Raw genomic sequence first — 12502 nt, forward strand, 5'->3', positions numbered from 1 at the left:
TCTCTCGTAAAACGGGTCTTCGGCATGGAGATCCTCCTGCTTCATCAGAAGCTCTCCATTTTTTCGAAGCAAGACCACCCGTATTCATGCAGACGCTGCAGCCACTGGGCGTCGCACACGTCCGTCTTGCGGCCCGGCACCTGCTTGACCTCGCGGGCATTGACCACCACCACCGCGAAGCCGCGCTGGGTGAGGATCTCGTAGAGCGGGATCCAGTAGACCCCAGTCGACTCCAGGGCCACCGTGGCGACTCTGCACTGGCCAAACCAGTCGGCGAGGCGCTGCAGGTCACCCGTGAAGCTCCCGAAGGTGCGCACCGGCTCGGGATCGCAGCGGGGCGAGACGGCTGCCACATGCATCCGGGCGCCGATGTCGACGGCGGCCGCATGGGGATGGATCGGGGCGAGATCCCGCACGAGGCGGGACGGCGACTTGCGCGGCATGGCAGGCTCCTCCTAGGTGACATCAACGGAGGGCGGGACTGCGCGAGATCATCACATTCCTAACCGGGATCGCCTGGGCGTCACCACTCTCAAGTGCGCAGCAGCCCGTGGACCATGTTCGCCATCGGGGTTGGGACCACCACATTGGCATCGGCCGCTCCCCTCCGCAGCCGATCATAGGGCGCCCTGTTTCTCTCGCCACAGGCGGATTGAAAATTCGCGACCGTTCGCCAGCAGCATTTAAGCCGAAGCAAATCCAGTCACACTCATAGACAAATTCGGACCGGCTGCCTGCGGTGTTACCTTCCTCAATATCAAGTTGATAATGCCTTGTGCGCTGCCCGCTGTGATGTGGCACTCAGAGAAGCGCTCAGGTCAATCCGTGGTGTGACAAGATGCGATGGCATCATCGCTGCGAGCTGGGGGCTTCAGTCTGATGACCCCAACGCCCTTTTCGATGGTGATCTCGGTCCTAAATGGCTCCGAGAGCTGCTGTAGACGCCTCAGGATGGCTTCTGCTTGCGGCGTAGAAGCGAGATGCGGCACCCCTCGGTCGGCCAACCGCTTCGAGTACCCGAGCTCGACCGGGTAGAGGCGCAACTCAGCGAGCTGGTTTTGCTCAAACCGGCTAACGGTGATGATACTTTCATAGAACTCCGTGCCCGGAAACTCTTTCATCGCTTCGACTAGCAAATCGGCAACCGTGTCGACCTTCGGGTCCTTACCATGGTCGTCAAAGTAGTCTGCTCCTTCAAACATCTGAAGGTTGTCAAAGATGAAATTTCCCAAGCTGTAGAAGATCGGACGACCCTTATAAATCTCGATGCCTCGCAACTGGTGTGGTCCATGCCCGACATATGCGTCGGCCCCAGCGTCAATTAGTCTGCGCGCAAACGATTGTTCGTAATCAGGCGGCTCCTGGCTCCAATTTTCGGGCTCATGACCGTGGTTCGTGACGATTAGGAAATCGGAGAACTGCTTGCCTTGGCGGACGTTTCGTAGAATGTTGGCGACATCGTGCGGGTTAGGTTCGAAGCTGTAACCGACGTTGCCCGCAGCTTTGTATATCGTTCCGTCCAGAACAATTTGGTCTTCATCGTTAGAACTAAGCACGGGGTCAGGCAACGCATCGCGTATCCGCTTCAAGCCCTCGAGCATCTCCTGCTCTACAATGATACTTTTAGTCAACCGTAAGGCGGCGAGTCCCGGCCTGCCCGGTGCCTCGCCGGCGGGATCGCAGGCACGTGACATGGGTGTGAAGGTTGCAGCGAACGACACCAATGCCACGCGCCCACGTGCGGTTTCCAGATAGCGAGCGGCTCCGGCCTGCGCCAAATTCTCACCCGCACCCGCGTGGGTGATCCCGTTTTGATCGAGCACACGGATCGTCTCGCGCATGCCTTCAAGGCCCCAGTCAAACGTGTGATTATTCGCGAAAGACAGGACGTTAAATCCTATTGCCTTCAAGTCTGGTCCGATTTCCAGTGGGCCGGCGTGATAAGCTCCGCCATGCTCAGCTTGCGGGCTTCCCTTGAACGTTCGTATATCAAAGATGTTCGTTTCCAAGTTGCCGAACGTAGCATCAGCATCCCGAAGTATCTCGATAATAGTACCGAAGTCGGAGAATTGACTTTTGGTCACCGGCCGCCTTATCATGAGATCGCCGACCGCTACCAAGGTGAAGCCGTCTGCAACATTCGTATCCGTCGAGCCGACGCTATCAAATTTACCATCTTGCGTCATCAAATCTACTCCTTGGCGGATCGCTTCACTTGCATTCTACTCTGCATTTGACGATCTTGCCCCGTAAGTCATTCATGTAATAATATAAAATGCCGCACGAAGAAGGCGTAGATCCCCCGAGGATCGCGGCAAGGGATTCAGGCTGCCTTGGCCCGCAGATCGTCCGGGGTGACGTCATCGGAGATCGGGCAGCGATAGGCGCGGCCGCCAGTGCGCTCCTTCAGCTCGGCCTTGGCGCGGGCGACGAGATCGGGGTTGCGTAAGACATCGGCGGCAGTCGACGCCATGGCCTTGGCGGCGAGCACCATGCCCTTATGCGCAGCGGGCAGGTTGCCCTGCGTGACGAGCTGCCAGGTGTGAAACGGCGTGCCGATGGCAAAGCACGCGGTGTGGCATTGAACCGTCGGCACGATCCAGCTCACGTCGCCGACGTCGGTGGAGCCCATCATCACCTCCTCGCGGACCGGCATAGTGAGCACATCGTCGTGCAGCACCTTGGTCTTCAGCGAAAGGTCGTGCGGCTTCACGCTGGCGAGAATCTCCTCTTGGGTCAGCGCCGCCTTCTGGAGCTTCTCGGCAAAGGCGACATCGGTTTCATCGAAGGCAGGCGGGCCGAGGCGGCGCATGTTCTCGTACATGGCCTCCTGCAGCGCCTTGTTGGGCAGGACGTTTGAGCAGGCACCGGTAATCTGCACCGTCATAGAAGTCTCTGTCATCAGCGCTGCGCCTTCTGCGATCTTCTTCACGCGCTCGAACAGGCGCTCCGCGTCGGGCAGGTGCGGCGAGCGCACGGAATAGATCGATTCCGCGTAAGCCTGCACCACGTTGGGCGCATCGCCGCCCGAGTGGGTGATGGCGTAATGCACGCGCGCGTCGGATGGCATGTGCTCGCGCATGTAGTTCACGCCCACATTCATCAGCTCCACAGCGTCGAGTGCCGAGCGGCCCAAATCCGGCGAGGCGGCTGCGTGCGCCGCCCGGCCCCTGAAGTGGAAGTAGGCCCCAATGCTGGCGAGCGACGAGGTGGTCGAGACCTCGTTGACCACGTTCGGATGCCAGCAGAAGGCGACATCCAGATCATCGAACAGGCCGCCCCGCGCCATGAAGGTTTTGCCTCCACCAGCCTCCTCCGCCGGGCAGCCATAAAAGCGCACGGTGCCGGCAATGCCCTCCGCTTCGAGCGCGTCCTTGAGGGCGACGGCCGCCAGTGCGGATCCCGCCCCGAGCAGGTTATGGCCGCAGCCATGGCCAGGCGCGCCGCTTAACGTCGGCCTGTGCTCGGTGAGGCCGGACACCTGCGCCAGGTCCGGCAGCGCATCGAACTCGCCCAGAATTCCGACGGCGGGACCGCCACTGCCATATTCCGCCACGAAGGCGGTCGCCATGCCACCGACATTCGGCGTGATGCGAAAGCCCTCGCGCTCCAGCATGGCGATCTGCTCCGCCACCGAGCGATGCTCCTCGAAGGCGAGTTCCGGCGCCGCCCAGATGCGGTCGCTCAAGGCGCAGTAATCCTCGGCCTTGGCGTCGACGTGGCGGGCAATGAGCTCGAGGCTCAGGCGGTCATTGTGCATAGTTACATCTTTTCTAGGGTTCCGTTGCGGTAACCTAGGAAACGCATATGGAACTCTGTCGAACGGGTTGCTCAGGCCACACTCGCCATCATCAGAGTTTGATCAAGTTGGCGAATAGAGAACGCTGTTCCAACGGCAGCGCGGATTCCCGCTCGACCGTGGGGCCAGCGTCATCAGATCTACACCTTGGTGGACCACTGTATTGTTTGGATGGTCTGGATCTATGGATAGGGGTCGCCAGGGTCCGTTGCGAGCGGCGCAGTGCCAGCAATGGTGGCGATGGTCGAACCGGGCACCGCGACCCTGCTTCCAACTCGCCCGAACATAATACCGGAAGAGCGTGCCGTCACAGATTTTCTCTCACCTGTCGTGGGATCCAGGATTTGCGCAACCTCTTCGCCCGCCTCGACATTGTCGCCAGTCGCCTTCGAAAAGATGAGGAGGCCGGGCGCACTTATTTGAACATATTCGACGCATTCAAGAGTCGTGCGGAGCGACACAGCTTCCGGCTGCACCTTCCCGCTGGACTCCAGAACCCCTACGGCTTCCATGAAACCTATTAAGCCCTGTGCATCCTCGGTTGCGACATCATCGCTGACATCTCTGGTCCCGCGATACTCGATCGTGGCGGCCAAGCGTCTGGTTGCTGCCACGTCGGGAAGAAGCTCTCGAGCCACGCGCCAGGGCCGGTAGCACGCAGCCGGGAAGGTGACCACGTCGGCCCGACCGCCAATGGTGACGACACTGCGGATGTGGCGAGACAACAGATCCGCCGCAGGGTGGTCCGGATCGGAAACAAAGGCATAGACCACTTCCCCGTTGTCGCAGTGGGCGTCCACCACGTAATCCGCATCAATCGCGAGGCCCAAAAGCGCTTTCTTCATGCTGTCGAGCTCAGTCTTGGGAACCACCACGGCGACCGCATTCCGGAGTGCTAGTCTGATAGCCGCCTCATCTAAAACGTGCCCCTCGCTTCGGAGCAGCGAGAGCTGTTCGCCAAGTTGAGCGCTGACGTCGGGAAAGTTCCGGTTGAAGTTGCCGCCAACCCCCAAGTCGGAACGTCCAGCCAGGTGCCCCTGTATTCGTTGGGAAAGACCGATTGGATTGGCACATGGGACTATGATGATCTCACCGTTGGGCTCGTCATCTCTTTCTTGAAGAAGTCTAATGAGGTGATGGAGTACCAGCATCCCAGGGGGTTCGTCAGCGTGCAACCCACCTTGCAAGTAAATTTTGGGGCCTGGGCGCCCAACGCCGAAACGATAGACGGTAATGTGCCGCCGCGTACCAATCCAAGAGGTGAAAAGTGGGATATCTTCTGTAACCGAAAGCATTACCGCTCCCCTCGCGTTTACGGCATGGTGTGGTCAAACGAGCCTAATCGGCCTCGTACGGTGTAAACTTGAAGCGAATATGTGGCATAGGCGTTTCAGCAGAAAAGAATAATATACAGATGGTGCTCATCTGATTTACTGATCGTACGACGGTTCGCGCGAGTGCGACTGACAGAGTGATGAAATCCATGTTGAAGAGCCGCGGCTTGACCTTCGCTGCAAGGTGCAGAGCGCGTGCGTGTTCCTACTCCACTTGTATTTCTCTCGCGTCGCAAGTTAAATCTGGGTTCACCAGAGCAACCCGGAAACACCGTCCGCGGTTGAGCGGGCGGCGTCTGCCCTCCTAGGGGAAGGCAGCTGGCGCAGGGGCCGCACTTTCTTGCCCTTCTTAAGGCCGCCGGATGATGGCTGCCAAGATCTCCACCGGCACAATGAAAGGAGCCGGGGCTTGCCACGCAAAACGATGTGACCGCCAAAGTGCATTTCACGGTTGTCTTCGACGAAAGGCTCATCTCCCGACGACGCAACCGGCCTCCCGCACAGAATTCCTGACGGTCCCGACCGCCGTCATGGAGCCGTCGCACCTCATATGGAAGGAGCTTCCAAGGTCGCGCACGTTGCCGCGGAAGCCTATTCGAACCTCGTTCGCGCTCGCTGCCCGATCAGATGTTCGGAGTAGCCAGCGTTGCCGTGCCAGAGGAGGCGGTCAGCCCCTGCGTCGCGAACCATTGACCGTGCTCCCAAATCGCTCCGGGACGTGGGACGTATACAGAGGTCAGTCTCTTCGCCACCCTGATCGGATGCCGCGATTATAACATCGATCCAGTACGATCAAAGTATTTGTCACGTACCCTCGCATTTGACGAGATCGAAACCGCCTTGGCGGTCATCGACACTCAACTGAAGAAAACCACAGGATCGTTCGAAAACAAACCCGCGCCGACGCGCTCGCAGGTAGACTTTGACGCACATGCTGAGGGGATCGAAGTGATTATCGAGCCAGTGATTTCTGCCGCCTGCGAGGGGCCGAAGTGAATCCTGGTCGCCGAGGATGTCTCCAATCAGATCGACATGACCTCGGCGAGTTTGCGGGTGATCGTTACGCGGCGTCGCAACTACGCCTCAAAGGCCTGCGACGACGCTGTTCCGGCGGTCGCGTCCGCTCGCGTCATCGGGAACGGCATTGCGACTGAAGCGCCGGCGGCTTATTGGTCATTACCGCGGAGCCAGCGGCGTAGAAGGCTCCGGCCGCTCGGATATTCGCGCGGCAGCAGAAATCTGCTGTCATTTTCGCGGGCGCTCCCTGCGCTATGGGAACACGATCTTCCGAAGCCGGCGGGCAAATCAGACGCTGCCGAGGCGATCCGCTATGCGCTCGGCCGGCGAGAAGCGCTTGAGCGCTTCCCGCGGACGGGTACGTTGTGCTCGACTCCGAAACTATTCAGCGCGCCCTCAGGCCACAGAACAACTACGGGAGAGAGGAGCCTGATCGCCGCCGGTGATGGCGGTGGGCGGTCTTCTGCCATCATCGCCGCCGGCCACGCTAAGATGAACCAAGCCGAGCGCACGCCTGGCCCACCCAGACCTTTGACCGCATAGCTATGGGAGCTGAATGGTCTTAGCTTGGAGCTTACGTTCCCCCTGCTGATCAAGGCAATCACCTCCGACGACATCTGAAAGCCGGTGCTTCAAGTAGTGGGGACCGAGACCCCGCTCTGAGCCGTCAGCCTCGAGCGCCACCACCCGACGTAGAGGACAATCAGCCAGAGCACGGGCAGAACCGTCAACATCGAACCGACTGCGGCGATCGTTGGGTCGATCTGGTTGCGGATATCCTCCCACATCTTCAGCGGTAGTGTGCGGATCGAGAATACGCTGATCAGTGACGTGATGACCAGTTCGTCGAAAGAGTGGAGGAAGGCGAACACGGCACCGCCGATCACGCCGGGCCGGATCAGCGGCAGCGTCACCCTCATAAAGGTCCGCAGCGGTCCGGCCCGCATGCTCTGCGCCGCCTGCTCCAGCCGCCGGTCAAAATTCGCAAGAGTCGCGGAGACGATGATAAAGACAGAACCGATAGCGCCAACGGTATGCGCCAAGATAATGCCGGACTGTGTTCCGATCATTCCAAGTGCAAACAGCCCTTGATAAACAGAAACGCCGACGACGATGCTTGGAAACGTGATCGGCGACAGAATCACCATGGTTAGGGGCCGGCGCACCCGCGGATGAGTTCGGCTGAGGCCATAGGCCGCGAGAGTGCCCACGATGGTCGACAGGACTGCAACCCAAATGCCGAGTTGGACGCTGGTCCAGAACGCGCCGATCCAAGAAGGATCGTTGAAGAAAGAACGATACCACTGCAGCGAAAGGCCGGAGGGTGGGAATTCCAGATACGGCTTGTCGCTGAACGACATGATCATCACGACGAAACCTGGAAACAGCAGGAAGAAAATGGCAAGCGCGACCCACACCCCGCCGACGGTCTTCGCCGAGCGGCGGCTGTTGCCCCCGGCTTTGTAGCGTTCGGCCGTCCAGCGCTTTGCCCGGTGGGAAGCGGCAAGCTCACTGAGATAGCGTATCAACGGGCCGAACGAGAGCAGCCAGCTCGGCCGGAATGATGTCTGCGCTGGTTGACCCTCACGCCCCTGATTGCCGGAAAGATCCAGTCCAAGGACGGAGAGTACGACTATGGTGACCGCCAAGAGAACGAAGGACGGGACGGCAACGGATGCCACGCTGCCAACGGCTTCAACCTGACTCACGATGAAAGTTGACAGCATGGCATCGTTCAACCCGCCAAGGGTAGCCGGCGTGATGTAAAAGCCGAGACAAAAGATAAAGGTCAGCAATAAACCGCTGCGCAGGCCCGGCAGGCTGAGAGGCAGGAATACGCGCCAGAAGGCAACAAAGGGCCGCGCACCCATACTGCGGGCCGCAGCCACCAACGACTTGTCGATGCCTAACATTACGCTAAGCAACGGCAGGATCATAGCCGGCAGCATGATATGGACCATGCCGATGTAAACGGCCATTCGGTTGTAGACAAGATGCAGTGGACTGGAGATCAGCCCGAGCTCGAGCATGAGATTATTGAGGAGCCCGCGATCGCCAAGGATCACGACCCATGCATAGGTGCGAACTAGCCCATTGGTCAACCAAGGAATGAAGACGAGCACTATGAGCACGATGCGAAGCCGCTTCGAGGCAGCCACGATCAGATAGGCCGTGGGATAGCCAATGATGACGCAGATGGCTGTAGCCACAGCGCTGATCTCAATGGTCTGGAAGAGTACGGTGATGTTCGCCCCTTCTGCAAAAAATTCCCGATAGTGGGCGAGCGAAAAGGAGGGCGCATCGAGGCTGGCCAGGAAGAGCTCAACGATCGGTATGGCATAAACGGCAAGCAGGATGGCAAAGGCTGGCACACTGAGCAGAATGGGCATTCGCCTGAGTTTCTGAAGCGTCTCTACGGGCCTTATTCTTCCCATGGCGGAAGCCGGAACAGCGCGCGTGATAGGCTTTCGACCGGTTTTCTGAAGTGTTTCCATGAACCCTATGCCCTCAACCTATTATTTTTATGCAATAACGAAGCGAATGTCGGACCGCAGCCATTCGAGCCGCACCTCGTCACCGCGTCGAAAAGTTCGCTGCTCCGATGCAACATGCTCACGTACAATGAGCATGCTACTCCCAACACGCACATGATACTTCCGCAGCGAGCCGGCGTAGATCATGTCTTCAACCGTGCCGGTGACAGATTGGCGCTGGTTCCCATCGGCGCGTTTCGGTGCCGCGGGAGCGGCAACGCAGATACGCTCTGGTCTGATCATAGCCACGGTGCCGGCTGGCTGCGCTGCATCGGATTCGATCTTGAAACCGGGATTGTCGAGGATGTTGGCCTCGCCCAAAAAGTTCGCTACGAAGCGCGTTGATGGCCGGTCGTAGAGGGCCTCCGGCGTGTCGACCTGCTCGATCTGCCCGGCCCGCATGACGACGATGCGGTCGGACAAGGTAAGCGCCTCCTCCTGATCGTGTGTGACACAGATGGCGGTTTTGCCGAACTCGCGGTGCAGGCTCTTTAGCTCGCCCTGCATCTGCTCGCGAAGGTTGCGATCGAGGGCGCCGAGTGGCTCGTCGAGCAGGAGGACCGGGGGATCAGCGATCAGCGCCCGGGCAAGCGCCACGCGCTGCTGCTGGCCGCCGCTCAGTTGTGACGGCATGCGGCCGCCATAGTCCTTAAGATGCACGCGCTCAAGCATGCGATCGACCCGCGCCGCCCTTTCGGCGGCGTTTATGCCGCGCATTTCGAGCGGAAATTCCAAGTTCCGGCGCACCGTCAGGTGTGGAAACAGCGCGTAGCTCTGGAAGACGATGCCCTGATCGCGCCGGTAGGACGGTACTGCGGCGACGGATTTTCCGGCGATCAAGATGTCACCCTCAGTAGGCGCCACAAACCCTGCGAGCAGCATCAGCGCTGTAGTTTTTCCCGAACCGCTTGGACCGAGAATAGTCAGGAACTCGCCCCGCCGAACGGAAAGTGACAGGTTTTCAACCGCGGCAACCGTCCCATACATCTTGGTGACGTTCTTAAACTCGATTTGCGCGGAAACGGAACTATTTTTCAATGCTTTGCCCTCGCCAAGCCGAACGAGATCTCTGGCTTACACAATCGCGATTGCTACTTCAGAACAATCTGATTGCGTGGTGAACTATAGGCGGCGCGCAGGCCTACCGAAGCCCGCGCGCCGTTCGACACCCTCTTGGTGAAGGAGAGAGTAACGTGCTGCAGAGATCTATGATTTTTGCAAGATCCACTTGTTCCAGCGCTGCAGCAGCCGCTCGCTATTCGTCTTGCCGTCAGGTCCGACTTCCGTGTACCATTTGCCGTTTACGGGAATGCTGTTCTTCAGGTAGTCTGGATGGCTGGCAAGTTTACGGGCCAGCTCATCCGGTATCAGCTTGAAAGCGTTGAGATTGCTTGGACCAGTTGGGAAGAGTTTGGCGAAGGCCGCCTGACGCTCGGCACGTGTGGCAAACTCGATAAACTTCTGCGCGTTCCGCGCATTTGGGCTACCCTTAGGGATCATCCAGTAGTCCCAGGTCAGCTTGGCCTGATTCCGATTGATCTCGAGCGGATCACCTTGGTCAATCAACAACTTCGCTCGGGCGTCGAAAGAGCTCACGAGATCGGCGGTTTTATCGTGCATGATCTGCTGGATCGCGGATCCCGACTCCCACCACTTGCGTACATGGGGTCTGATCTTATCCAAGCTCGCAAAAACACGGTCGATGTCGATCGGATAAAGGGCGTCCGGAGCCACTCCATCGGCCAACAGAGCTTCCTCCCACGGTCCAGATGCACCGCCTCCGTTTACCCCGCTCTGGAGTGCACGGACACCTGGAAACTTCTCGACATCCCAGAAGTCAGCCCAAGTGGTCGGCCGCGGCTTATTAGCTGGGAACTTCTCGGTATTATAGACCATCAGGACAGAGTAAATGAGCGCGGTAACGCCGAACGGCTGCTTGGCGAAGTCTATGATCCCGTCCAACTCGTCCTTTTTGTAGATGGAGTAATCGATCGGCTCCACGAGGCCCTTCCCAGCTGTGATGAACGCAGAGGCTTGGCTCATACTAAAAACGTCGACCGTCACGTTCCGCGATTTCGTCATCAGCTCAAGCTGAGCAATGCCCATCTCGTCCGTCGTTGTGGTCACCTTGACCCCGGTCTCTGCTTCGAATGGTTTAACGTAGGCCTCAATATTGGCTTTCCCCCAATCACCTCCGCCGACCAACACCCTCAACTCACCTGAGGATTGTGCCAAAGCCCCGCCAGCGACAGAAGGCAGGGTGCCAACTGCGATGGCAGCTGATGTCGTCTGCATGAAACGTCTGCGGTTTATCCGAAAGCTCATTGTGTCCTCCTATTGATCCCGCAGGTGAACGGGATATCCCTATGACTTGTGATTGATCCCATGCAGCAGCTTTCTTGCCGCTGTTCTACCGTATTCCAATTAGTTATCAGTTCCTGGCGGGAAGTACGTCAAATTCAGTTTACATATATTGGGCATCTGATAGCGAGATGGGCTTAATGATCTTCACGAATGTCCTGTGACGGAGAGGCCTGCGTGTCGAAAGAAACTGACGATCATCTTGGGTCGTCGCTGCAGGCGGTCGAACTCAAGACGCACCAGACGGTGCAGGTCGTCGACTGATCCGGGTAGCGCATTCTCCATAGCCCGCTTGACGAATGCATTGCACTGTTCCTCCGGATTGAGTTCGGACGCATAGGCCGGCAGGTAGGCGATTGCGAAGTCCTGCGCATGAGCCGCGATGAAGGCGGTGGTGAGCTGTGATCGATGGGCGTTGAGCCGATCCCAGACCACCAGCAGCGGTGTGCCGATTCTGCACCGGAAATACCGCAAGGCCGAGATCACGGTCGGGCTCGTGACGCTGGTGCGGAAGTGGCGGGCATACAGCCGCCCGTCAGGCGTGATCGCCACGATGCTCGACACCTCGGGCCGCTTGCTCAGGCGCTGGAGCACCGGGGTGATCCCGCGCCGCGCCCAGGTGGTGCCTGGCCGGGCGCGGAAGCTGTGGCCCGTCTCGTCCCAAAGAAGGAGCGTGCGGCCTTCCCGCTGGGCCTTCTTTTTAAAACAACCCAGTCGCGCTTGGGCCAGACCGCGATCGCGAGCTCGTCGCGCTCCTTGGCCCTGGTGGCCGGACGATGCAGGCTGAAACCATGGGCCTTCAGCGGCCGCTCCAGATAGCGCGGATGGTAGTGAACCCCAAACTCGCGCTCGATCAGGGCGGCGATGTGCTTGAGGGTCCAGCGCTCGGTGGCAAAGCCCGCTTGGAGTTGCTTCGGTTGAGATACTGCTGGCGAATTGATCATGCTGGGATGGGAGCCATCATAAGCCTGGTAAATGCGGATTGCCGTGTCAATCGGCTTCCAAGTTTGACCCCCGATCAGCATCCAATCCTGACCCCGCCGGCATAGATGCAGTACCGCCCTTCGGTGGCTTCATCAGATCCTGTTCTTGAAGCGCCAGCTCTCGTTGCCAGTCTCGACGATCTCACAGTGGTGGGTCAGCCGGTCGAGCAAGGCGGTGGTCATCTTCGCGTCACCAAAGACGCTCGGCCATTCACCGAAGGCCAGGTTGGTCGTGACGATCACAGAGGTCTGCTCATACAGCCGGCTGATCAGATGGAACAGAAGCTGGCCACCCGACTGGGCAAAGGGCAGATAGCCGAGTTCGTCCAGCACAACGAAGTCCATCCGCGCGAGATAGTCCGCCATTCGACCCTGCCGGCCTGCACGGGCCTCAGCCTCCAGCCGGTTGACCAGATCAACCACGTTGTAGAACCGCCCGCGGGATCCAGCGCGAATGCACGCTCGTGCAATCCC

Annotated in this window: 9 protein-coding genes and 2 pseudogenes; 1 reads left to right on the top strand and 10 read right to left on the bottom strand. The window is 59.1% G+C overall.

Going from position 1 to position 12502, the window contains the following annotated elements; all coding sequences use genetic code 11:
• Positions 1-77: 77 nt before the first annotated feature.
• The 4 genes and pseudogenes from JKL46_RS32595 to JKL46_RS32610 form a co-directional block, all read right to left on the bottom strand.
• Positions 78-443, bottom strand: a pseudogene (locus JKL46_RS32595) (IS110 family transposase); the annotation flags it as partial.
• Between the two features lie 375 nt (positions 444-818).
• Complete coding sequence (locus tag JKL46_RS32600) at positions 819-2186, bottom strand: CapA family protein (RefSeq protein ID WP_201842449.1); 1368 nt, start codon at positions 2184-2186, stop codon at positions 819-821.
• 137 nt (positions 2187-2323) lie between these two features.
• Positions 2324-3760: a M20 family metallopeptidase gene (locus JKL46_RS32605; protein ID WP_201842451.1), complete on the bottom strand. Its 1437-nt coding sequence runs from the start codon at positions 3758-3760 to the stop codon at positions 2324-2326.
• 221 nt (positions 3761-3981) lie between these two features.
• Complete coding sequence (locus tag JKL46_RS32610) at positions 3982-5094, bottom strand: M14 family metallopeptidase (RefSeq protein ID WP_201842453.1); 1113 nt, start codon at positions 5092-5094, stop codon at positions 3982-3984.
• A gap of 840 nt (positions 5095-5934) precedes the next feature.
• Here JKL46_RS32610 and JKL46_RS32615 point away from each other — a divergent pair.
• A complete protein-coding gene (locus JKL46_RS32615; RefSeq protein WP_201842455.1) occupies positions 5935-6129 on the top strand; it encodes a hypothetical protein in 195 nt (64 codons plus the stop codon).
• A gap of 653 nt (positions 6130-6782) precedes the next feature.
• Here the strand turns inward: JKL46_RS32615 and JKL46_RS32620 are convergent.
• The 6 genes and pseudogenes from JKL46_RS32620 to JKL46_RS32645 all read right to left on the bottom strand — a co-directional run.
• Positions 6783-8540, bottom strand: coding sequence for an ABC transporter permease subunit (locus JKL46_RS32620; RefSeq protein ID WP_246529692.1), 1758 nt, complete (start codon positions 8538-8540; stop codon positions 6783-6785).
• A 132-nt stretch (positions 8541-8672) separates the two neighbouring features.
• Entirely contained in the window at positions 8673-9671 is a 999-nt protein-coding gene (locus JKL46_RS32625) for an ABC transporter ATP-binding protein (protein WP_201842467.1), read from the bottom strand.
• 219 nt (positions 9672-9890) lie between these two features.
• A complete protein-coding gene (locus tag JKL46_RS32630; protein WP_201842458.1) occupies positions 9891-11009 on the bottom strand; it encodes an ABC transporter substrate-binding protein in 1119 nt (372 codons plus the stop codon).
• 183 nt (positions 11010-11192) lie between these two features.
• Positions 11193-11774: a transposase gene (locus JKL46_RS32635; protein ID WP_343074173.1), complete on the bottom strand. Its 582-nt coding sequence runs from the start codon at positions 11772-11774 to the stop codon at positions 11193-11195.
• Between the two features lie 2 nt (positions 11775-11776).
• Positions 11777-12070, bottom strand: a pseudogene (locus JKL46_RS36055) (helix-turn-helix domain-containing protein); the annotation flags it as partial.
• Positions 12071-12121: 51 nt separating this feature from the next.
• A partial coding sequence (locus JKL46_RS32645) for an ATP-binding protein (RefSeq protein WP_201842463.1) occupies positions 12122-12502 on the bottom strand: 381 nt, incomplete at its 5' end.

The organism is Microvirga zambiensis WSM3693 (genome assembly GCF_016735695.1).
GTDB lineage: Bacteria > Pseudomonadota > Alphaproteobacteria > Rhizobiales > Beijerinckiaceae > Microvirga > Microvirga zambiensis.

Coding starts and splice junctions, on each gene's coding strand:
- JKL46_RS32600 (WP_201842449.1), bottom strand. CDS start 2,186: ATGACGCAAGATGGTAAATTTGATAGCGTCGGCTCGACGGATACGAAT.
- JKL46_RS32605 (WP_201842451.1), bottom strand. CDS start 3,760: ATGCACAATGACCGCCTGAGCCTCGAGCTCATTGCCCGCCACGTCGAC.
- JKL46_RS32610 (WP_201842453.1), bottom strand. CDS start 5,094: ATGCTTTCGGTTACAGAAGATATCCCACTTTTCACCTCTTGGATTGGT.
- JKL46_RS32620 (WP_246529692.1), bottom strand. CDS start 8,540: ATGCCCATTCTGCTCAGTGTGCCAGCCTTTGCCATCCTGCTTGCCGTT.
- JKL46_RS32625 (WP_201842467.1), bottom strand. CDS start 9,671: ATGTATGGGACGGTTGCCGCGGTTGAAAACCTGTCACTTTCCGTTCGG.
- JKL46_RS32630 (WP_201842458.1), bottom strand. CDS start 11,009: ATGAGCTTTCGGATAAACCGCAGACGTTTCATGCAGACGACATCAGCT.